The sequence below is a fragment of the Enterobacillus tribolii genome (assembly GCF_003363015.1).
In the GTDB taxonomy this organism is placed as follows: domain Bacteria; phylum Pseudomonadota; class Gammaproteobacteria; order Enterobacterales; family Enterobacteriaceae; genus Enterobacillus; species Enterobacillus tribolii.
Window position 1 is genome coordinate 221,568 of sequence record NZ_QRAP01000006.1, and the last position, 21,362, is coordinate 242,929.

A 21,362-nucleotide genomic window follows, 5' to 3' on the forward strand; every position below is an offset into this window, starting at 1 on the left:
AGTGCTTGCTCAGGAAAAAATTTTATAGCTGGCAATACTGTTTACGCGTGGAGAGAGATTTGGGGAGATATTACCTCGGATGAGCGAGCAGTTAACGGATCAGGTGCTGGTCGAGCGGGTCCAGAAGGGAGATAAAAAGGCGTTCAACTTACTGGTGATCCGTTACCAGCATAAGGTGGCCAGCCTGGTATCCCGCTACGTGCCTTCGGGCGACGTACCTGATGTGGTGCAAGAGTCATTTATTAAGGCCTATCGCGCGCTGGAGTCATTCCGCGGCGACAGCGCTTTCTATACCTGGCTTTATCGTATTGCCGTGAACACGGCAAAAAATTATTTAGTGGCTCAGGGACGGCGCCCGCCCTCCAGTGACGTTGATGCCAATGACGCTGAAAACTTTGAAAGTGCGGGCGCATTAAAAGAAATTTCGAACCCTGAGAACTTAATGTTGTCAGATGAACTGAAGCAGATTGTTTTTCGCACGATAGAGTCATTGCCGGAGGATTTACGGATGGCAATTACCCTGCGTGAATTGGATGGCCTGAGCTACGAAGAGATAGCGGCCATCATGGATTGTCCGGTGGGTACGGTTCGATCGCGTATTTTCCGGGCTCGCGAAGCCATCGATAACAAGGTTCAACCGCTTATACAGCGTTAGACATGGCGGCACAGGAAGGGTATTAAGGCATGCAGAAAGAACAGCTTTCAGCTCTGATGGACGGCGAAGTTTTGGACAGTGAACTGATCGGTTCGCTGGGCAAAGATAAGTCCCTCCAGCAGACATGGCAGAGTTATCACCTGATTCGTGACACCTTGCGCGGTGATATGAGCGATGTGGTTCATTTTGATATTGCAGACCGCGTTGCCGCGGCGCTGGAGAATGAGCCGGTTCGTCTGGTTCCTCAGTCTGTTACTGAGTCTCAGCCCCATCCCGGCCAGTGGCGGAAGATGCCATTCTGGAACAAAGTGCGTCCCTGGGCGAGTCAGCTGACTCAGGTCGGTATTGCCGCCTGCGTATCGCTGGCGGTGCTGGTGGGCGTTCAGCAGTACAACCAGCCGGGCAGCGGCGTCAGCGAATCGGAATCTCCGGTGTTTAACACGCTGCCGATCGGCGGTCAGGCTTCTCAGGTCAGCTTCGGCGTCCCGACTGATTCCAACAGCAGCGCTGCCCAGCAGCAGTTGCAGCAGCGTAAACGCATTAATGCGATTTTGCAGGATTACGAACTGCAGCGCCGCCTGCACAATGAACAACTGCAATTGGATAACAGCAATACTCAGGCATCGGTTCAACAGGTGCCGGGAACTTTGTCATTAGGAACACAGCAGCAGTAATGAAGCAATTCTGGTTAGCCTTCGGTTTTTTGACAGGCAGCCTGCTCAGTTCTTCCGCCGTCTGGGCTACGCCGGGCGGAACGGTAACGCAGCCAACAACTCCCCGGTCGCAGTCGGATGCGACCGGGGAGTTGTTGCGTCAAATGAGCGGCGCGACGCGTTCGCTTAACTATGAGCTGGCGTACATCAACATTTCCAAGCTCGGCATTGAGTCGCTGCGCTACCGTCATGCCGTGCTGGGCAACGTCTCGCTGGCGCAGATGCTGCAAATGGACGGCCCGCGGCGCGAGGTGTTGCTGCGCGGCAATGAGGTCAGCTATTTCGAGCCGGGTCTTGAGCCTTTTACCCTCAATGGCGATCACATTGTGGATTCGCTGCCCGCCGTGGTTTTTGCCGACGTCAATAAAATCCGTCCTTATTACAATTTTATCGCCGTGGGTGAAGCCAGGGTTGCCGATCGTCCGACGGACGTGATCCGCGTGGTTTCCCGCGACGGCCTGCGCTACAGCTACGTGGTCTGGGTAGACAATGCATCCCATTTACCGCTGCGTGTCGATCTGCTGGATCGCGACGGCGAAACGCTGGAGCAGTTCCGCGTGATCTCGTTTGCGCTGGGCGAAGATATCGGCGCCAGTATGTCGGCGCTGCAACAGGCGTCGCTGCCTCCGTTGCTGACGCTGCCGCAAACTGAAAAAGTGACCTTCACCTGGCAGATCAACTGGCTGCCGCAGGGCTTTAAAGAAGTGTCGCGCAGCCGCAGAACGCTGCCTACGCTGTCGGTGCCGGTGGAGTCGCGCCTGTTCAGCGACGGGCTGTTTAATTTCTCGGTGAACGTCAGCCCGGCGAACACCGCGGCCAACGATCAGTACCTGCGCCAGGGGCGCAAAACGATTCATACCGAAACCCGCAATAACACCGACATCACCATCGTCGGCGAATTGCCGCCTTCCACCGCCAAACGGATTGCCGAAAGCATTGCGCTGAACGGCAGCCGTTCCTGAGTCTTTCGTCATGATGCGTGAATGGGCCACGGTGATTGCGTGGCATCAGGGAGTGGCGACGCTGAACTGCGAAACGCGTTCCGGCTGCGGCGCCTGCCGGGCGAAGCATACCTGCGGCACGACGTTGCTTAACAAACTGGGGCCGCAGTCGCAGCATCAGTTGCAGATTGCCGTGGCACAACCGCTGGAGCCGGGGCAAAAAATAGAAATTGGCTTAACGGAAAGCAGCCTGCTGAGTTCGGCGCTGCTGGTCTATATGACGCCGTTGGCAGGCCTGCTGGCCGGCGGCGCGCTGGGGCAGTGGGGGCTGACCAGCGACGCCGGCGCCGCGCTGGGCGCGCTGCTCGGCGCAGGGCTGGGGTTCTGGCTGGCGCGCCGTCTGGCTGTGCCGCTGAGCGCGCGTGAAACCTACCAGCCGGTGGTATTACAAATCGGCCTGCCGCCCTCCGCATTGCATTTTCAGCCGCCGGATGCAGGCTGACTCCCTGCCACAACTTGCAACAGGGTATAGGTTTTGCCGGAATCGATGTGTAGAATGCACCCATTCCGGCGCACTGCGCTAATGAACATACATCATCGCTTTGAGCCCGTCCGCGTGTCCTTAGGCGAGTAATCCAGAAATAATTCAGGCAAAATATCTTAATAATGAAGCAGATACGAAATTTCTCCATTATCGCACACATCGACCACGGTAAATCGACCCTCTCTGACCGTATTATTCAAATTTGCGGCGGTCTGAGCGATCGTGAAATGGCCGCTCAGGTTCTCGACTCAATGGATCTGGAACGCGAGCGCGGCATTACCATTAAAGCGCAGAGCGTCACGCTGGACTATAAAGCCCAGAACGGCACGACTTATCAGCTCAACTTTATCGACACCCCCGGACACGTCGACTTCTCCTATGAAGTTTCCCGCTCCCTGGCGGCCTGCGAAGGCGCGCTGCTGGTGGTTGACGCTGGTCAGGGCGTGGAAGCGCAGACGCTGGCGAACTGCTACACCGCGATCGAAATGGATCTGGAAGTGGTGCCGGTGCTGAACAAGATTGACCTGCCGGCAGCCGATCCGGATCGCGCGGCGCAGGAGATCGAAGACATCGTCGGCATCGACGCCACTGACGCGGTGCGCTGCTCCGCTAAAACCGGCGTCGGCGTTCCCGACGTGCTGGAGCGCCTGGTGCGCGACATTCCGCCGCCGGAAGGCGATCCGGAGGCGCCGTTGCAGGCGCTGATCATCGACTCCTGGTTCGACAACTACCTGGGCGTCGTGTCGCTGATCCGTATCAAAAACGGCATACTGCGCAAAGGCGACAAGATTAAAGTGATGAGCACCGGCCAAACTTACAACGCCGACCGTCTGGGCATTTTTACCCCGAAGCAGGTGGACCGCGACGTGCTGGAGTGCGGCGAGGTGGGTTGGTTGGTTTGCGCCATTAAAGACATCCACGGTGCGCCGGTCGGCGATACCCTGACGCTGTCGCGTAACCCGGCGGAAAAAGCGCTGCCGGGCTTTAAAAAGGTGAAACCGCAGGTTTACGCCGGCCTGTTCCCGGTCAGCTCTGATGATTACGAAGCGTTCCGCGACGCGCTGGGCAAGCTCAGCCTGAACGACGCCTCCCTGTTCTATGAGCCGGAAACCTCTACCGCGCTGGGTTTCGGCTTCCGCTGCGGCTTCCTTGGCCTGCTGCACATGGAGATCATCCAGGAGCGCCTGGAGCGTGAATACGATCTGGACCTGATCACCACTGCGCCGACGGTTGTTTACGAAGTGCTGACGACGGCGGGCGAGACGCTGTTCGTCGACAGCCCGTCCAAGCTGCCGCCGCTGAACAACATTGACGAACTGCGTGAACCCATTGCCGAATGTCACATGCTGCTGCCGCAGGAATACCTCGGCAACGTCATTACGCTGTGCATCGAGAAACGCGGCGTGCAGACCAACATGGTCTACCACGGCAATCAGGTAGCGCTGACCTACGAAATTCCGATGGCGGAGGTGGTGCTGGACTTCTTCGACCGCCTGAAATCGACCTCCCGCGGCTACGCTTCGCTGGACTACGGCTTTAAGCGCTTCCAGGCGTCCGACATGGTGCGCGTGGACGTGTTGATCAACAGCGAGCGCGTCGATGCGCTGGCGCTGATCACCCACCGCGACAACTCGCAATACCGTGGGCGCGAGCTGGTCGAAAAAATGAAAGAGCTGATCCCGCGTCAGCAGTTTGATATCGCTATTCAGGCGGCTATCGGCAACCACGTCATTGCCCGCTCCACCGTGAAGCAGCTGCGTAAAAACGTACTGGCGAAATGCTACGGCGGTGACGTAAGCCGTAAGAAAAAGCTGTTGCAGAAGCAGAAAGAGGGTAAGAAACGCATGAAGCAGGTCGGTAACGTCGAACTGCCGCAGGAAGCGTTCCTGGCCATTCTGCACGTGGGCAAAGACGGTAAATAATTTTAAGGAGTTATTGGCATGGCCAATACGTTTGCTTTGATTTTGGTGGTTCTGACCCTGATTACCGGGATTATCTGGTGCATAGATCGCTTTAAGCTGGCGCCGGCACGCAAAGCCAAACTCGCTGCGATCAATGCGCAAACCACCGCGGGGCTGGATACGGAAAGCGCCAAAGCTGCGGTAAAAGCGCCGGGTTGGATCGAAACCAGCGCTTCGGTGTTTCCGGTGCTGGCACTGGTGCTGATCATTCGCTCATTTATTTATGAGCCGTTCCAGATCCCGTCCGGTTCTATGATGCCGACGCTGCTGATTGGCGACTTTATCCTGGTCGAGAAATTCGCCTACGGCATTAAAGATCCCATCACGCAGACCACGCTGATCCCCACCGGGCACCCCAAGCGTGGCGATATCGCTGTGTTCAAATATCCGCCCAGCCCGCAGTTGGATTACATCAAGCGCGTGATCGGCGTGCCGGGCGATAAAGTCACTTACGATCCCTATTCCAAGGAAATCACCGTGCATCCTGGTTGCAACAGCGGGCGGAGCTGCGACAAAGCGTTGGCGATCACCTACAGCACCACCGAGCCGAGCACCTTTGTGCAGACTTTCGGCCGGGTGGGCAGCGAAACCAGCAACGGCTTTTTCCAGATCCCGGTGGATCAGAGCGCCGGTGACGGTTACCGCATGAACCTGCGCCAGGAAACGCTGGGCTCCGTCTCCCACAACATCCTCACCGTACCGCAGGCGCAGGACATGCTGGCGCGTTACTACCGTCAGCCGGGCCAACCGGCGGGAACCTGGGTGGTGCCGGAAGGGCAGTACTTCATGATGGGCGATAACCGTGACAACAGCGCCGACAGCCGCTACTGGGGGTTCGTGCCGGAGAAAAACCTGGTCGGTAAGGCCACGGCGATTTGGATGAGCTTTGAGAAGCAGGAAGGGCAGTGGCCGACCGGCGTTCGTCTGAGCCGTATCGGCGGCATTCATTAATTTTCTCTCCTCCTTATCCGGGCAACTTTGGGTTGCCCGGACATAAATATCATCAAAATGTTTATTTATCCGATAAACAACCCGCTATTACCGCAGCATTCTGTTTTTAGTCGTTGTAGAATAATCAACTGAGCGGTAACAACGAGCTGGCTCCCGTTTCGGGAAGCCACTGCAAACGAAACAGCTTTGGATTGGCTAACGGCAAAGCAGGCCTGTTCCGTATGCTGCGGTTTTGACGCATTCTACGTTTATTGGTATCTCATGAATCCCATCTTAATTAACCGGCTTCAACGTAAGCTGGGCTACACTTTTCAACAGCAGGAGCTGTTATTGCAGGCGTTGACGCACCGCAGCGCCAGCAGCAAACACAACGAGCGTCTTGAGTTTTTAGGTGACTCTATCCTGAGTTACGTGATCGCCAACGCGCTGTACCACCGCTTTCCGCGCGTGGACGAGGGAGACATGAGCAGGATGCGCGCCACGCTGGTGCGGGGCAATACGCTGGCGGAAATGGCCCGTGAATTCGAGCTGGGCGAATGCCTGCGTCTTGGGCCGGGCGAACTGAAAAGCGGCGGTTTCCGCCGTGAATCGATCCTGGCGGACACCGTGGAAGCGCTGATCGGCGGCATTTTCCTCGACAGCGACATCAACAAGGTGGAGCAACTGATCCTGGACTGGTATCGCTCGCGTCTGGACGAGATCAGCCCCGGCGATAAACAAAAGGATCCCAAAACGCGCCTGCAGGAGTACCTGCAGGGCCGTCATCTGCCGCTGCCTTCTTATCTGGTGGTGCAGGTGCGCGGCGAGGCGCACGATCAGGAATTTACCATTCACTGCCAGGTCAGCGGACTGAACGAACCGGTCGTCGGCGTTGGTTCCAGCCGGCGTAAGGCTGAACAGGCCGCCGCAGAGCAGGCATTGAAGCAACTGGAGCTGGAATGAGCGAAGAAAAAACCTATTGCGGCTTTATTGCCATCGTCGGACGTCCCAACGTGGGCAAGTCGACGCTGCTGAACCAGTTGCTGGGGCAGAAAGTTTCGATCACCTCGCGCAAGCCGCAGACGACCCGTCACCGCATCATGGGTATCCATACCGAGGGGCCGTATCAGGCGATCTACGTCGATACGCCGGGGCTGCACATTGAAGAGAAGCGCGCGATTAACCGCCTGATGAACCGTGCGGCCAGCAGTTCCATCGGCGACGTCGAGCTGGTGATCTTCGTGGTGGAAGGCACGCACTGGACGCCGGACGACGAGATGGTGGTCAACAAGCTGCGCGATCTGAAATGCCCGGTGATCCTGGCGATCAACAAAGTCGACAACGTTGCCGACAAAGCGGCGTTGCTGCCGCATATCGCCTTCCTCAGCCAGCAGATGAACTTCCTCGACGTGGTGCCGATCTCCGCTGAAAAAGGGATGAACGTAGACACTATCGCGCAGATCGTACGCAAGCATCTGCCGGAAGCCGTTCACCATTTCCCGGAAGATTACATCACCGATCGTTCCCAGCGCTTTATGGCGTCGGAGATCATCCGCGAGAAGCTGATGCGTTTTCTCGGCGAAGAACTGCCGTATTCCGTTACCGTGGAAATCGAGCGTTTTGTTGCCAACGAGCGCGGCGGTTACGACATCAACGGCCTGATCCTGGTAGAGCGGGATGGGCAGAAGAAAATGGTTATCGGCAACAAAGGCTCCAAAATCAAGACGATCGGCATCGAAGCCCGTCAGGATATGGAAGCCATGTTTGAGGCCAAGGTTCACCTGGAACTGTGGGTGAAAGTGAAATCCGGCTGGGCGGACGACGAACGTGCGTTGCGCAGCCTGGGTTACGTGGACGACCTGTAACGGGGACGCCGATGGACGGCTGGCAGCGCGCGTTTGTTCTGCACGGGCGGCCCTACAGTGAAACCAGCCTGTTGCTGGATTTATTCACGGAGGGGCATGGCCGGGTGCGTTTGCTGGCTAAAGGCGCCCGCAGCCGCCGTTCGCCGCTGAAAGGCGCGTTGCAACCCTTCACGCCGCTGCTGGTGCGCTGGGGCGGCAAGGGGGAAGTAAAAACGCTGCGCAGCGCGGAGCCGGTTTCCCTCAGCCTGCCGTTAAGCGGGATCTCGTTGTACAGCGGCCTGTACGTCAATGAACTGGTTTCCCGCGTCCTGGAGCAGGAAACCAGCTACCCTTCGCTTTTCTTCGACTATCTGAACTGTCTTCAGGCGCTGGCGGCCACCACCGGTTCGCCGGAGCATGCGTTGCGTGAATTCGAGCTGGCGCTGCTGGGCAACCTGGGGTATGGCGTCGATTTTCTGCACTGTGCGGGCAGTGGTGAACCGGTGGCTGACGAAATGACCTACCGCTACCGTGAGGAAAAAGGATTTATCGCCAGCCTGGTGGTCGATCAACTGAGTTTCACCGGGCGCGAACTGCGCGCCCTGTCAGAGCGTCGTTTCCCTGATGTACTAACGCTGCGCGCCGCCAAACGCTTCACCCGTATGGCGCTGAAGCCTTATCTGGGCGGCAAACCGCTGAAAAGCCGGGAGCTGTTTCGTCAGTTTGTCGTCAAACGGCCGGTGCGCGCTTCCTGAGGCTGTCCCCTAACGCCGGGCTGTTCTGTCCGGGGCGCTGGGGTATAAACTACTCTTTTTCCGTTTCCGTTCATCTCCGCGCAGAGGAATCGTCATGGCAGAGCTATTGCTGGGTGTAAATATCGATCACGTCGCCACGTTGCGTAATGCACGCGGTACCCAATATCCCGATCCGGTTCAGGCCGCGTTTATCGCGGAACAGGCCGGCGCCGACGGCATTACCGTGCATCTGCGTGAAGATCGCCGCCATATCACCGACCGCGACGTGCGCCTGCTGCGTCAGACCATTCAGACCCGCATGAACCTGGAAATGGCCGTGACGGACGAAATGGTCGGTATCGCCTGCGAGCTGAAGCCGCATTTCTGCTGCCTGGTGCCGGAGAAGCGTCAGGAAGTCACCACCGAAGGCGGGCTGGACGTGGCCGGGCAACTGGATAAAGTGACCCGCGCCGTCGAACGCCTGACGCAGGCGGGTATCAAAGTTTCCCTGTTTATCGACGCCGACCCGCGTCAGATTGAGGCCGCCGTCAGCGCCGGCGCGCCCTATATAGAGATTCACACCGGCGCCTATGCCGATGCCGGAAATGAGCTGGAACAGCGTGCCGAACTGGAGTGCATCGCCAACGGCGCCCGTTTCGCCAGCGAGCGCGGGCTGAAGGTCAATGCCGGCCACGGTCTGACCTACCACAACGTGCTGCCGATCGCGGCGCTGCCGGAAATGCATGAGCTGAACATCGGCCACAGCATCATCGGCCGCGCGGTGATGAGCGGCCTGCCGGAGGCCGTCAGCGCCATGAAGCAACTGATGCAGGAGGCCCGCCGCTGATGGCTATTCTGGGGCTGGGAACCGACATCGTTGAAATCGCGCGTATCGAAGCCGTGATGGCGCGCAGCGGCGATCAGTTTGCCCAACGGATTCTGACGCCGGCGGAGTGGGAGGTGTATCTGCAGCACAAGCAGCAGGTACGCTACCTGGCGAAACGCTTTGCGGTGAAGGAAGCCGCCGCGAAGGCGTTCGGCACCGGGATTCGCAACGGGCTTTCCTTCGAAAACTTTGAAGTCTGCAACGATGCGCTGGGCAAACCCCTGTTGCGCTTTAACGGTCGTGCGGCGGAGCTGGCGGAGCAGATGGGCGTCAGCGGAGTGCATGTTTCACTGTCGGACGAAAGGCGTTATGCCTGTGCGACGGTGATTATCGAAGGGTGAGTTTTCCGCGATCTTTTTCGCTCCCGCGTTCCTTGATGGTGGCGGGAGCGGGCGGATTATCTACCGAAGTCTTTTTTTACCTTCACGCCTTCACCAAATTCCAGGCGCTTCCTTCCCGGTTCTTCTGCGCGCAGCGGCTCCACTTCTTTCAGCGTGTTTTTGCAGCGCAGCACCAGCTCCTGATATTCGCGGGTGCCGACTTTTTTCCATTCGCGTTCTTGCTCGCTTAACTCACGCACCACGCGCGCCGGGCTGCCGACCACTAACTTGTTAGCAGGAATAATGGCGGCGGCTTTGATAAAGGCGGCTGCGCCGATGATGGTGTTTTCGCCCACCTCGGCGCCATCCATCACCACTGCGTTCATGCCGACCAGCGCGTTGCGGCAAATGCGGCAGCCGTGCAGGATGGCGCCGTGGCCGATGTGACCATCCTGCTCCACCACGGTGTCCTGCTGCGGAAATCCGTGCATCACGCAGTTGTCCTGAATGTTGGCGCCGTCCTGCACCACGATGCGGCCGAAGTCGCCGCGCAGGCTGGCGTTGGGGCCGATATAAACATTACGGCCGACAATCACGTCGCCGATCAGCACCGCGGTCGGGTGAACGAAACTGCTGCTGTCGACGACCGGCGTCAGGCCGTCAATTTGATACACGGGCATGATGAAAAATCCTCAGCTTGTAACAGGGGGGCGCGGCATGCCGCCGAAGCGCCGGTAATAGAGCGACGACGGCGCGGGCAGGGTGCCGATGGTGGTTTCCGCCAGCGAGGTCACGTACTCGGTGGCCGCCTGGTCGATACACTGATAAATGTTAATGCACAGGTGGCGGGCGATCTGACCTTCCCACTGTGCGGGCAGTAAAGCTTCCGGCAGCAGGGGATCTCTGAGCACCACACGGCGGAAGAAGTGAATGAGCAACAGCTTGAGCTGGAAACAGCGCTGCGGGGTCAGATCGGCAGCGTCGGTTTCGCGCAGCAGCGTCATCAACGGGCGGAACGAATTGATAAATTCGTGGTAATAGCCCGCGACCGCATCAAGCGACCAACAGTTCGACACCAGTTCTTTCAGGCACGGCTCGGAACGGTTGTACGGATAGGCTGCGCGGAAATAAATCACCCGCTCCCCGGCATTCAGCTCGTTGAGCAGGGCCGGAATATCGGTTTGCGCGTGGGTGGGGGCCGCCATCAGATGCGTGGCGAGTTGGCCGAACCCCAGCCAGCCCAGCTCCTTTTTCAGCCGGTTACGCTCGTCTTTTTCGACGGCTTCCAGCAGCAGCAGATCCCACTGGCCGTCCCAGGTCGGCTGCTCGGCGAGATAAATTTTCGACTCCGCATGGCGGAACTGACGCATACCCTGCTCGGTCAGCCGGTAATAACTGCGGCGGCCGATTTTCTCCACGCTCAGCCAGCCCTCTTTTTGCAGGCGGAATACCGAAGTGCGCACGAAACGATCGCTGAAGCCGAGCGATTCCAGCAGCGCGGTCAGGCTGCCGAGCCAGACCTCCCCGCCGCGGTGGCTCAGGGCATCGCCGTAGAGAGAAATAATCAGGGACGTCCCGCTGATGGGCTGTGCCTGAAGGGCGTGGCTGATGAAGTCATCGAGTTTTTGAGTCATTATTTTTCACCGGGAGTGATAATTCTGTGTCATTGATAGGGAGTATAACCCGGTGAATAGGTTAAAGAATATGCGCTTGTGACGGCGTTCCGTACGCCGGTGGTTCCGGAGCCGTCGCCGGCTCCGGAACGTTTACTGCCTGAACCCTGCATACTCAAGGGGCCGCGCGCTTAGTCATGCGGCCTCAGGTCCACGACCCGCTGCGCTTTTCCTTCTGAGCGCGGAATATCCCCGCAGTTGGCGATGCTCACCTTGGTGGTCACGCCGACCATCGACTTGATCCGATGGCGCAGGTCATTACAAATATCGCAACGCAGATCGTTGCTGATCCCGACGCTGTGCTCCTTCAGCTCTACCCGCACCGCCAGCGTATCCAGGTGGCCCTTGCGGTTAACCTCCAGCTGATAATGCGGTGAAAGCTGCTCGAACTTCATGATTTGTTCTTCGATCTGCGACGGGAATACGTTAACGCCGCGGATGATCAGCATGTCATCCGAACGTCCGGTGATCTTGCCCAGCCGGCGCATGTTGCGGGCGGTGCCCGGCAGCAGGCGGGTAAGATCGCGGGTGCGGTAGCGGATCACCGGCAGGGCTTCTTTGGTCAGGGTGGTAAAGACCAGTTCGCCGCTTTCGCCGTCGCTCAGGGACAGGCCGCTGTCCGGATCGATGATTTCCGGGAAGAAATGATCTTCCCACACCGTCGGGCCGTCCTGATGCTCCATGCATTCCATCGCCACCCCCGGCCCCATCACTTCCGACAGACCGTAGATATCCATCGCTTTGATGCCCATGCGTTCTTCAATCTCGGTACGCAGCGACTCGCTCCACGGCTCCGCGCCGAATACCCCGATGCGCAGGGAGCAACCACGGGCGTCGCCGCCCATTCTGCGCTCCAGTTCATCGATTAGCGTCAGGCAGTAAGACGGCGTTACCATGATGACGTCGGGCTTGAAGTCGAGGATCAACTGTGCCTGTTTCTCCGTCTGGCCGCCGGACATCGGGATTACCGCGGCGCCCAGGCGCTCCGCGCCGTAGTGCGCGCCGAGGCCGCCGGTGAACAGGCCGTAGCCGTAAGCCACGTGAATCTTGTCTTTCGGCGTCGCGCCGGCAGCACGCAGGCAGCGGGCGACGATGTTGGCCCAGTTATCGATGTCGCGCTGGGTATAACCCACCACGGTCGGGCGGCCGGTGGTGCCCGATGAGGCATGAATACGTACTACCTGTTCCATCGGCACCGCGAAGGTATCGAACGGGTAGTTGTCGCGCAGATCCTGTTTGGTGGTGTACGGGAACTTGGCGAGGTCGCTCATAACCTTAAAATCATGGGGATGCACGCCGGCGTTATCGAACTTGCGGCGGTACATCGGGACGTTGTTGTAGGCGTGGTTTAACGTCCACTTCATGCGCTCAAGCTGGAGAGCCTGAATTTCGTCGCGTGAAGCGAACTCAATCGGATCTAAATGCTGCAGGTTTGTGCTCATAATTGCCGTTCCTGATATTTAATAATTATTCGGGCTTACTGCCTTCCCGGAGGAAGGCAATGGATCAGACACGTTCGATAATCATGGCGATGCCCTGGCCGACGCCGATGCACATGGTGCACAGCGCGTAGCGGCCTGAGCGACGTTCCAGCTCCAGCGTTGCCGCCAGCGCCAGACGCGCGCCGCTCATTCCCAGCGGGTGACCGAGTGCGATGGCGCCCCCGTTGGGATTAACGTGTTCGGCATCGTCCGGCAGTCCGAGCTGACGCATCACCGCCAGCGACTGGGCGGCAAACGCTTCGTTGAGTTCAATTACGTCCATCTGCGCCAGGTTCAGCCCTGCCAGTTCCAGCACTTTGCGGGTGGCCGGCAGCGGGCCGATGCCCATGATGCGCGGTTCCACGCCGCAGGTGGCGGTGGCGACGATGCGCGCTTTGGGCGTCAGCCCCTGCTGCAACGCCATGGCTTCGGAGGCCACGATCAGCGCGGCCGCGCCGTCGTTGACGCCGGACGCGTTGCCGGCGGTGACGCTGCCCGGCATGCGGAACGGCGTTTTCAGTTTCTGTAACTGTTCCAGCGTCGTTTCAGGGCGCGGGTGTTCATCCTCGATCACGTGCGTTTCCGCGCCTTTTTTCCCTTTGATGACCACCGGGGTAATTTCCTGCGCCAGCACGCCGTTGGCCTGAGCGCGCGCGGTGCGTTGCTGGCTGCGCAGGGCGAAGGCGTCCTGATCGTCACGGCTGATGGCGAACTGGCTGGCGACGTTCTCTGCGGTTTCCGGCATGGAGTCGGTGCCGAACGCGCCGTGCATCAGCGGGTTAACGAAGCGCCAGCCGATGGTGGTGTCGAAGATTTCGGCCTGACGGCTGAACGCGCTTTCGGCTTTGCCCATCACGAACGGCGCGCGGCTCATCGACTCCGCGCCGCCGGCCAGCATCAGCGCGGCGTCGCCGGCGCGGATGGCGCGGGCCGCCATGCCCAGCGCGTCGAGGCCGGAACCGCACAGGCGGTTGATGGTGGTGCCGGATACCGTGAGCGGCAGGCCGGCCAGCAACGCCGCCATGCGCGCGACGTTACGGTTGTCTTCGCCGGCCTGGTTGGCGCAGCCCAGGATCACGTCGTCCACCCGCTCCCAGTCCAGCGACGGATAGCGCGCCATCAGCGCCCGCAGCGGAACGGCCGCCAGATCGTCCGCCCGCAGGCCGGCCAGCGCGCCCGCATAACGACCGATGGGGGTGCGAACGCCGTCGCAGATAAAAGCGTGAGTCATGACGGTTCTCCTAATACGGAATGTCCCAGGCGGTGGGCGCGCCCGCGGAAGCAAGCGACGGTTTTGCCGGTTTGATTAATGATTTCCACGTCGTACAGCCCCGTGGTTTTCCCCTGGTAGCGCACGTTGGCGATGGCCGTGAGGCGGTCGCCGGCGAAGGAGGGGCGGATGAAGTCGATGGAGCACCCCGATGCGACCGCCGCCAGCCCCTGGCTGTTGCAGGCGTAAGCGAATGCGGTATCCGCCAGGCTGAACAACTGACCGCCGTGGCAAGTCTGGTGGCCGTTGAGCATCTGCGGCGCCACGGTCATGCTGACCCTGGCGAGACCGTTGTCCACTTCGTCGATTTGCATTCCCATTGCTTGTGCGCAGGTGTCGTGCGCGAACATGTGTGTGGCGCACTCCTGCGCCAACAACCGTGGATTCTTGGCATTCATGCGGCCCGATCTCCGGTCGTAAGTGAGAAATCCGCAGGCGGGTAACCGGCGGCCAGTTGACGCAACAACGGCGTCGGGCGATAGCGGGGTTCGCCATAAAATTCGTGAAGGTTATCCATGACCTGCAGCAGGGTTTTCCATCCCAGACGCGCTCCCCAGGCCAGCGGCCCGAGAGGGTAGTTCACGCCGTAACGCATCGCCGTATCGGTATCGGCGGCGCTGGCGATGCGTTTGTTCACCACGTCGAGCGCTTCGTTGCACAACATGGCGACGGTGCGCAGGGTGAGCAGGCCGGGGTAGTCGGGCAGGACGATCACCCGTTTACCCAGTGACTGTAGCAACGCGATAATCGTGGCGTTGTGCTGCTCCCCGTTTTGCAGGGCGGGGCTGATGGCGATGACGGACGCATTGGCGTAATCAACGGAGAGGTCGAACAGCACCACGGGTTTGCCGGTTTCAGCAGCAGTCTGCGTAGCTGTTTTACCATTCGTTAACATAAATGTAACTTCGTTTATACAGGCGAATGGACTGGTCTGACCGGCTTCTATGATCGCGTTCGCATTTGTCTGTAACGCTCCGGCCAGTCCCGGCAGGGAAGACCAGTCGCCGTGCAGGGTTATCTGTGCTGCCGGCGCGCTTACCGGCGCGGCGAAAGCGGCTTCTTCCTGAGTACCGGCGTTGTCGTAACGGTAAAAACCGCGGCCGCTTTTACGGCCCAAATGCCCGGCGAGCACCAGTTCCTGCTGGGCCAGCGAGGGCTGGAAGCGCGGATCGAAACAGAAGGCGCTAAACACGGATTCCGTCACGGCGTAGTTGACGTCCTGGCCGATCAGATCGGTCAGTTGCAGCGGCCCCATGGCGAAACCGCCGGCGTCGCGCACCACGGCGTCCAGCGTGGCCGGAGACGCGATCTGTTCCTCCAGCGCGCGCAGGGTTTCCGCGTAAAACGGGCGGGCGACGCGGTTGACGATAAAGCCCGGCGTGGAGCGGCACAGCACCGGCTGTTTACCCCAGCGGCGCGCCAGCGCTTGCAGGGCGGTAAGCACGTCGGCGGAGGTTTCCAGCCCGCGGACGATTTCCACCAGCTTCATCAGCGGCGCCGGGTTGAAAAAGTGCAGGCCGGCCATGCGCTGCGGGTGTTGCAGGGCGCTGGCGATGGCGGTGATCGACAGGGAAGAGGTATTGCTGGCGAACAGGGTGTCCGCAGAGCAAATCGCTTCCAGGTCGCGGAACAGGCTTTGCTTGATCTCCAGGCGCTCCGCCACGGCCTCAATCACCAGACCGCAACCCGCCAGATCCGGTAGCGCCGCCGCCGGAGCGATGCGCGCCAGCAGGGCGTCAGTGGCGGCCGCGTCGGCTTTGCCGGCTTCCACCCGTTTCATCAGCCGGGAACGCAGCGCGGCCAGCGCTTTTTGCCCGGCTTCGGCGGCGATGTCATACAAAAAAACGCGGTGACCGGCCTGTGCCGCCACCTGGGCGATGCCGATCCCCATCGTACCGGCGCCGATAACGGCGACATCGGCATTTGAGAGAGAGTTAATCATCATTATTTCCCGCGAAACTCAGGCTGACGCTTGGCGAAGAAGGCGCTGACGCCCTCGCGGTAATCATCGCTGCGCCCGCCGAGGCGTTGCAGATCGCGCTCCAGATCGAGCTGCTGATCCAGCGTGTTGGTTGCCGATGCGTTGATGGCTTTCTTGATCAGCCCCAGCCCGTAAGTTGGCTGCGTCGCCAGATGCTGCGCCAGCGTCTGGGTTTTGTCGGCCAGTTGCTCCGGCTCCACGACCTGCCAGATCAACCCCCATGCCAGCGCCTGCTCTGCGCTGACCTTATCGCCCAGCAGCGCCATACCCATCGCGCGGGCGCGTCCGGCGAGGCGGGGCAGAAACCAGCTGCCGCCGGAGTCCGGCACCAGGCCGAGGCGGCAGAACGACTGAATGAAGCTGGCGGAAGACGAGGCGATCACGATATCGCAGGCGAAGGCCAGCGCGGCGCCCGCGCCGGCAGCGACGCCGTTAACGGCGCAGATCACCGGCTTCGGCAGTGAGGTAATACGGCGGATCAGCGGGTTGTAAAAACGTTCAACGGACAGGCCGAGATCCGGCGTTTCCTGATCGACGCTGACATTGCGGTCATTCAAATCCTGCCCGGCGCAAAAGCCGCGGCCCGCGCCGGTGATAAGCAGGCAGCGCACGCTGTCGTCGCGCTCGGCGATCTTCAGCGCTTCAGCGAGCTGGCGGTGCATTTCATCGTTGAAGCTGTTCAGCCGGTCGGGGCGGTTCAGGGTCAGCGTCAGTACGCCGGCTTCAACGTGGGTTAAAATCATCGGAGTTTCCATGTCATCAACGGCCTTTAAATTCAGGTGAACGTTTATCGAAGAAGGCGGCGATACCTTCCCGGCGGTCTTCAGTACCGGCCAGGACGGTAAACAGCTGGCGTTCGGCGATCAGGCCGGGCGCCAGCGCGCTTTCCTGCGCCTGCTTCAGGGCGGCTTTGGCTGCGCGCAGCGCCAGCGGCGCCTGTGCGCCGATGCGTGCGGCGAGGCGTTGTGCGGTTTCCAGCGTCAGGGCATCAACGCAAACCTCGCTGACCAGCCCGGCCTGCAAGGCACGGCGGGCATCGATCGCTTCGCCGCTGAGCACCATCTGGTACGCCAGCGATTTGCCCACGCTGCGGATCAGCCGCTGAGTGCCGCCCGCGCCGGGCATCAGGCCCAGCGTGATTTCCGGCAGCCCGAAACGGGCGCTTTCGCCGCAGATCACCACGTCGCTGGCCAGCGCCAGCTCGCAGCCGGCGCCCAGCGCATAACCGTTAACGGCGGCGACGATTGGCTTGCTGAAGGCGCTGAAACGTTGCCAAACCTGCGGGCGGCGGTCGGTCAGGGTGGCGGCGACGTCCTGCTGTTGCAGTTCACGCAAATCGGCCCCGGCGGCAAAGAAGCGCGCCGAACCGGTAATCACCACGCAGCCGACGCTTTCATCGCCGTCGGCCTGCTCAAGCCGCAGCACCAATTGCTCCAGGCAGTCGGTGCTGAGGGCGTTGCGTGCGTCGGGGCGGTTCAGCGTCAGGGTCAGAACCCGTCCGGCCTGCGCGCTTAAAATCCAGTCACAGCTCATCACCGGCCCCTATACGTCGAAGTCCAGCACCACGCCGTCGCCTTTCGGACGCGACTGGCAACTGAGAATGAAACCGGCCTCGATCTGATCCGGTTCCAGGCTGTAGTTGATGCCCATCTCCACTTCACCGGCCAGCACCCTGCACTTGCAGGTGGCGCACACGCCGCCCTTGCAGGCGTAGGGCAGGTCGGCGCCCTGGCGCAGCGCGGCGTCGAGGATGCTGTCATCCTCGGCGCTCATCTCAATTTCCTGCTCGGCACCGTCCTGCACGAGGACAAAGCGGGTCGCGACGCGTTCGGTAGCGCTGGCCGTGATGCCGCCGGCGCTGGTGTTGAAGCGTTCGGTGAAGATGCGGTCTGCTGTCATGCCTGCCTGTTCCAGCGCGGTGTGAACGTCGTCCATCATGCTTTCCGGGCCGCAGACAAAGGCGCGGTCGAAGGCGGAATAGTCGAGCAGCGTGCGGCCGATGTTGACCAGATGTTCGCTGTCGATACGGCCGTTCAGCAGCGGGCTGTCGCCGTTTTCCTGGCTGAACAGGTACAACACCTGAAAACGCTGGGCATAGCGGTTTTTCAGATCGGTCAGCGCTTCACGGAACATCACGGTACGGCTGGTGCGGTTGCCGTAAATCAGGGTGAAGCGGCTTTCCGGCTCCTGCTGCAACGTGGTGGTGATGATCGACAGCAGCGGCGTGATGCCGGAACCGGCGGCCACGGCCAGATAGTTGCCGCGCGTGCCGGGACGCGGCAGATAGCCGAACTGCCCCTGCGGCACCATAACGTCGATGCTGTCGCCGCTTTTCAGGTGGGTATTGGCGAAGCCGGAGAAACGTCCTTCGGGAATGGCTTTCACGCCGATTTGCAACACGCCGTCCTGCGGCGAGCTGCAAATGGAGTAGCAACGGCGTAACTCCTGGCCGTCAATCAGGGCTTTCAGCGTCAGGTGCTGGCCGGGGGTGTAGTGATAGTGTGACCGTAGTTGTTCCGGCACGTGCAGGGTAATCGCCACCGCGTCCGGTGTTTCGCGCGTAATGGCTGCGATGTTCAGGCGATGAAAGACCGTCATGGGTTTTCTGCGCTCCTCTAAATGCATTTGAAGTAATCGAACGGTTCCAGACACTGCGTACAGCGATAGAGCGCCTTACAAGCGGTAGAGCCGAATTCGCTGATTCTTTGGGTATGGGTGCTGCCGCAGCGGGGGCACTGGACCGGTCCGGACGCCAGCGGTTTCTCGCAGGCATTTCCCTGAGGCGGCGCCACGCCGAAGACGCGCAGGCGTTCTTTGGCGTCGGCGTTCATCCAGTCGGTGGTCCAGGCCGGGCTGAGGCTGATGTCCACGGTGACCGGGCTGAAGCCGGCGTCGCTCAGGGTGTGTTTGATCTCGCCGATCAAAAATTCGGTGGCAGGGCAGCCGGAGTACGTCGGGGTAAAGGTGATACGCCAGCCCCCGCCGTTATTCTCCACATGGCGTACCATGCCGAGATCGGTGATTGACAACACCGGAAGCTCCGGATCGCTGATCTGATGCAGACATTGCCAGATCCGGTGAATCTCTGGCGCCAGCAGCGTATCTGACGGTATTTGTTGCTCCATAACTGACCTGCCTGTTGATGTTTCGTGTTACCAGTTGCAGTTGGGGTAGGCGCGTTGCAGGAACTGCATCTCCGCCAGAATGAATCCCAGATGCTCCGTGTGTTGACCCTGCTTACCGCCGCGGCGGTACGGAACTTCCTGCGGCAGTTGCAGCGTGGCCTGTTTCAGGGTGTTCCCCACCTGGGCCAGCCAGGGCTGACGCAGGCTTTCCGGGTCGACGGCGATCCCCTGTGCCGCCAGCTCAAGCTCCACGCCATCGGCGTTGAACAGCTCATCGGTGAAGCGCCACAGCGCGTTAAGCGACTGCTGGACTTTGTCGTGGCTGAGGTCGGTGCCGTCGCCCAGGCGGATCATCCAGCCGCTGCTGTAACGCACGTGGTAGTCCGCTTCCTTCAGCGACTTGGCGGCGATGGCGGCCAGTTGCGGATCGCGGCTTTCGCTCAGGGCGCGGTACAGCAGCTGGTGGTAGTTATCCAGCAGAAACTGGCGTACCAGCGTGTCGTTGAAACCGCCGTTAGGCTGTTCGGCCAGCAGCAGGTTGTTGAAATCCAGCTCGTCACGGGTGTAGGCCAGGCTATCTTCGTCAACGCCGTCGCCGGAAAGCTGCGCGGCGTAGGTGAGGAAGTTACGTGCCTGACCGAGCAGATCCAGGCCGATGTTGGCCAGCGCCATATCGATTTCCAGTTCGGGCGCGTGGCCGCACCATTCGCCCAGACGGTGGGAGAGGATCAGCGGGGTGTCGCCGAGGCGCAGCGCGTAGGTACGCAGGGAAGCATTCGTGGTCGTCATTACCGCTCCTTACATGTTCTTGATGCCATCGGGGATGGTGTAGAAAGTCGGGTGACGATAGATTTTGTCGTCGGACGGATCGAAAAACGCTTCGCGGTCTTCCGGCTGGGTGGCGACCAGGTTCTCGGATTTCACGACCCAGATTGAGCTGCCTTCACCGCGGCGGGTGTAGGCGTCACGCGCGTTTTCCAGCGCCATCTGATCGTCCGCCGCGTGAACGCTGCCAACGTGACGGTGGGCCAAACCCTGCTTGCTGCGAATGAATACTTCGTAAAGCGGCCAATGTGATTGCGTCATTGTTTGGATTCCTTATCGTTTTAATCAGGCGGCTTTGGCCGCATTTTTTTCTGCGTGCGCCATGGCGGCTTCGCGTACCCAACGGCCGGATTCCCATGCCCGGCGTTTGTCGCCGACGCGTTCGTGGTTGCACAATCCGTAGCCTTTGATCACCTGGTAAAACTCGTCCCAGTTGATGGTGCCGAAGCGGTAGTGGCCGCTGGCTTCATCCCATTTCAGATCCGGATCGGGCGCGGTCATGCCCAGGGCTTCCAGTTGGGGAACGGTGTTGTCGACGAATTTCTGACGCAGTTCGTCGTTGCTGTGACGTTTGATCTTCCAGGCCATGCTTTGGGCGCTGTTCGGGGAGTCGGTGTCGGTCGGTCCGAACATCATCAGGGCCGGCCACCAGAAGCGGTTGATGGAATCCTGCAACATCGCGCGCTGCGCGGCGCTGCCGTTCGCCATCGCCATCGCGGCTTCATAGCCCTGGCGTTGGTGGAAGCTCTCTTCTTTACAGATTTTCACCATGGCGCGGGCGTAAGGCGCATAGGAAGTGCGGCACAGCGCCACCTGGTTGACGATGGCGGCGCCATCGACCAGCCAGCCGATCACGCCGACATCTGCCCAGTTGAGGGTGGGATAGTTGAAGATGGAGGAGTATTTCATCTTGCCATCCAGCATCTTTTCGTAGATATCCTGACGCGAACAACCCAGGGTTTCCGCTGCGCTGTACAGGTACAGGCCGTGGCCGGCTTCGTCCTGGATTTTCGCCAGCAGAATCGCTTTGCGACGCAGGCTCGGCGCGCGGGTCAGCCAGTTTGCCTCCGGCAGCATGCCGATCACTTCAGAGTGGGCGTGCTGCCCGATCTGCCGGATCAGGGTCTGACGGTAGGCATCAGGCATCCAGTCCTTGGCTTCTATCGGCGTGTCAGCCGCGATTGTGGCGTCGAAATGCGCCTGATGTTGCTCATCGGTCATTGCTGATTCCTCATTAAATGATTCGTGTTTTTGGTGTTTTTAATTAAAAAGTGAATCACTTTCATAACCACAAAACTACAAAGTGATAACAAAAAGATCAAACATGGTTAATGCTGTTTTGCGATGGGATTCACATTAAATAAAATTTAATCTATATATATCAATATAATGATTTTGATGGAGAGTGACCCATCAGGCGGTCAGTAAGATGTGTTAAATGTTTTGTTTTCATTTTGTTAATTTTTAACTTGGATAAGT

At 59.8% G+C, this 21,362-nt stretch carries 24 protein-coding genes; 11 read left to right on the top strand and 13 right to left on the bottom strand.

What is annotated here, in order from left to right; translation table 11 throughout:
• The first annotated feature begins 79 nt into the window (after positions 1-79).
• From rpoE to acpS, 11 genes are all read left to right on the top strand, one after another.
• On the top strand, positions 80-655 hold the full coding sequence (gene rpoE, locus C8D90_RS14245; protein WP_115459116.1) for an RNA polymerase sigma factor RpoE: 576 nt from the start codon (positions 80-82) through the stop codon (positions 653-655).
• A 29-nt stretch (positions 656-684) separates the two neighbouring features.
• Positions 685-1,329: an anti-sigma-E factor RseA gene (gene rseA, locus C8D90_RS14250; protein ID WP_115459117.1), complete on the top strand. Its 645-nt coding sequence runs from the start codon at positions 685-687 to the stop codon at positions 1,327-1,329.
• Complete coding sequence (gene rseB / locus C8D90_RS14255) at positions 1,329-2,330, top strand: sigma-E factor regulatory protein RseB (RefSeq protein ID WP_115459118.1); 1,002 nt, start codon at positions 1,329-1,331, stop codon at positions 2,328-2,330. Before rseA ends, rseB begins: the two co-directional genes overlap by 1 nt.
• 10 nt (positions 2,331-2,340) lie before the next feature.
• The gene (gene rseC, locus C8D90_RS14260) at positions 2,341-2,811 is read left to right on the top strand and encodes a SoxR-reducing system protein RseC (RefSeq protein WP_115459119.1); all 471 of its coding nucleotides are present in this window, start codon (positions 2,341-2,343) and stop codon (positions 2,809-2,811) included.
• A 164-nt stretch (positions 2,812-2,975) separates the two neighbouring features.
• The gene (gene lepA / locus C8D90_RS14265; protein WP_115459120.1) at positions 2,976-4,775 is read left to right on the top strand and encodes a translation elongation factor 4; all 1,800 of its coding nucleotides are present in this window, start codon (positions 2,976-2,978) and stop codon (positions 4,773-4,775) included.
• A gap of 18 nt (positions 4,776-4,793) precedes the next feature.
• Complete coding sequence (gene lepB, locus C8D90_RS14270; RefSeq protein ID WP_115459121.1) at positions 4,794-5,765, top strand: signal peptidase I; 972 nt, start codon at positions 4,794-4,796, stop codon at positions 5,763-5,765.
• Between the two features lie 261 nt (positions 5,766-6,026).
• Entirely contained in the window at positions 6,027-6,707 is a 681-nt protein-coding gene (gene rnc, locus C8D90_RS14275) for a ribonuclease III (protein WP_115459230.1), read from the top strand.
• Positions 6,704-7,609: a GTPase Era gene (gene era / locus C8D90_RS14280; RefSeq protein ID WP_115459122.1), complete on the top strand. Its 906-nt coding sequence runs from the start codon at positions 6,704-6,706 to the stop codon at positions 7,607-7,609. The genes rnc and era overlap by 4 nt, the downstream gene beginning before the upstream one ends.
• A gap of 11 nt (positions 7,610-7,620) precedes the next feature.
• Positions 7,621-8,343, top strand: a complete 723-nt coding sequence (gene recO / locus C8D90_RS14285; protein WP_115459123.1) for a DNA repair protein RecO — start codon at positions 7,621-7,623, stop codon at positions 8,341-8,343.
• Between the two features lie 94 nt (positions 8,344-8,437).
• Positions 8,438-9,169 (top strand): pyridoxine 5'-phosphate synthase, encoded by a 732-nt coding sequence (gene pdxJ / locus C8D90_RS14290; protein ID WP_115459124.1) that lies wholly within the window; start codon positions 8,438-8,440, stop codon positions 9,167-9,169.
• Positions 9,169-9,549, top strand: coding sequence for a holo-ACP synthase (gene acpS / locus C8D90_RS14295; RefSeq protein ID WP_115459125.1), 381 nt, complete (start codon positions 9,169-9,171; stop codon positions 9,547-9,549). The genes pdxJ and acpS overlap by 1 nt, the downstream gene beginning before the upstream one ends.
• 56 nt (positions 9,550-9,605) lie before the next feature.
• On the opposite strand, the gene paaY is transcribed toward acpS, so the two are convergent.
• The 13 genes from paaY to paaA form a co-directional block, all read right to left on the bottom strand.
• Positions 9,606-10,208: a phenylacetic acid degradation protein PaaY gene (gene paaY, locus C8D90_RS14300; RefSeq protein WP_115459126.1), complete on the bottom strand. Its 603-nt coding sequence runs from the start codon at positions 10,206-10,208 to the stop codon at positions 9,606-9,608.
• Between the two features lie 12 nt (positions 10,209-10,220).
• Positions 10,221-11,162 (bottom strand): phenylacetic acid degradation operon negative regulatory protein PaaX, encoded by a 942-nt coding sequence (gene paaX, locus C8D90_RS14305; protein WP_115459127.1) that lies wholly within the window; start codon positions 11,160-11,162, stop codon positions 10,221-10,223.
• A gap of 170 nt (positions 11,163-11,332) precedes the next feature.
• Entirely contained in the window at positions 11,333-12,643 is a 1,311-nt protein-coding gene (paaK, locus tag C8D90_RS14310) for a phenylacetate--CoA ligase PaaK (protein ID WP_115459128.1), read from the bottom strand.
• A 64-nt stretch (positions 12,644-12,707) separates the two neighbouring features.
• Positions 12,708-13,913, bottom strand: coding sequence for a 3-oxoadipyl-CoA thiolase (gene pcaF, locus C8D90_RS14315; RefSeq protein WP_115459129.1), 1,206 nt, complete (start codon positions 13,911-13,913; stop codon positions 12,708-12,710).
• Positions 13,910-14,350: a hydroxyphenylacetyl-CoA thioesterase PaaI gene (gene paaI / locus C8D90_RS14320; protein WP_115459130.1), complete on the bottom strand. Its 441-nt coding sequence runs from the start codon at positions 14,348-14,350 to the stop codon at positions 13,910-13,912. Before paaI ends, pcaF begins: the two co-directional genes overlap by 4 nt.
• Positions 14,347-15,894, bottom strand: a complete 1,548-nt coding sequence (locus C8D90_RS14325; RefSeq protein WP_115459131.1) for a 3-hydroxyacyl-CoA dehydrogenase — start codon at positions 15,892-15,894, stop codon at positions 14,347-14,349. The genes paaI and C8D90_RS14325 overlap by 4 nt, the downstream gene beginning before the upstream one ends.
• Positions 15,895-15,896: 2 nt before the next feature.
• A complete protein-coding gene (gene paaG, locus C8D90_RS14330; protein ID WP_115459132.1) occupies positions 15,897-16,688 on the bottom strand; it encodes a 2-(1,2-epoxy-1,2-dihydrophenyl)acetyl-CoA isomerase PaaG in 792 nt (263 codons plus the stop codon).
• A gap of 4 nt (positions 16,689-16,692) precedes the next feature.
• Positions 16,693-17,466, bottom strand: a complete 774-nt coding sequence (gene paaF, locus C8D90_RS14335) for a 2,3-dehydroadipyl-CoA hydratase PaaF (protein ID WP_115459133.1) — start codon at positions 17,464-17,466, stop codon at positions 16,693-16,695.
• A 9-nt stretch (positions 17,467-17,475) separates the two neighbouring features.
• Positions 17,476-18,531: a 1,2-phenylacetyl-CoA epoxidase subunit PaaE gene (paaE, locus tag C8D90_RS14340; protein WP_115459134.1), complete on the bottom strand. Its 1,056-nt coding sequence runs from the start codon at positions 18,529-18,531 to the stop codon at positions 17,476-17,478.
• Positions 18,532-18,548: 17 nt separating this feature from the next.
• Positions 18,549-19,058, bottom strand: a complete 510-nt coding sequence (gene paaD / locus C8D90_RS14345; RefSeq protein WP_115459135.1) for a 1,2-phenylacetyl-CoA epoxidase subunit PaaD — start codon at positions 19,056-19,058, stop codon at positions 18,549-18,551.
• 27 nt (positions 19,059-19,085) lie between these two features.
• Positions 19,086-19,847: a 1,2-phenylacetyl-CoA epoxidase subunit PaaC gene (paaC, locus tag C8D90_RS14350; protein WP_115459136.1), complete on the bottom strand. Its 762-nt coding sequence runs from the start codon at positions 19,845-19,847 to the stop codon at positions 19,086-19,088.
• A gap of 9 nt (positions 19,848-19,856) precedes the next feature.
• On the bottom strand, positions 19,857-20,144 hold the full coding sequence (gene paaB / locus C8D90_RS14355) for a 1,2-phenylacetyl-CoA epoxidase subunit PaaB (protein WP_115459137.1): 288 nt from the start codon (positions 20,142-20,144) through the stop codon (positions 19,857-19,859).
• Positions 20,145-20,168: 24 nt separating this feature from the next.
• A complete protein-coding gene (gene paaA / locus C8D90_RS14360) occupies positions 20,169-21,104 on the bottom strand; it encodes a 1,2-phenylacetyl-CoA epoxidase subunit PaaA (RefSeq protein ID WP_115459138.1) in 936 nt (311 codons plus the stop codon).
• Between the last annotated feature and the right edge of the window lie 258 nt (positions 21,105-21,362).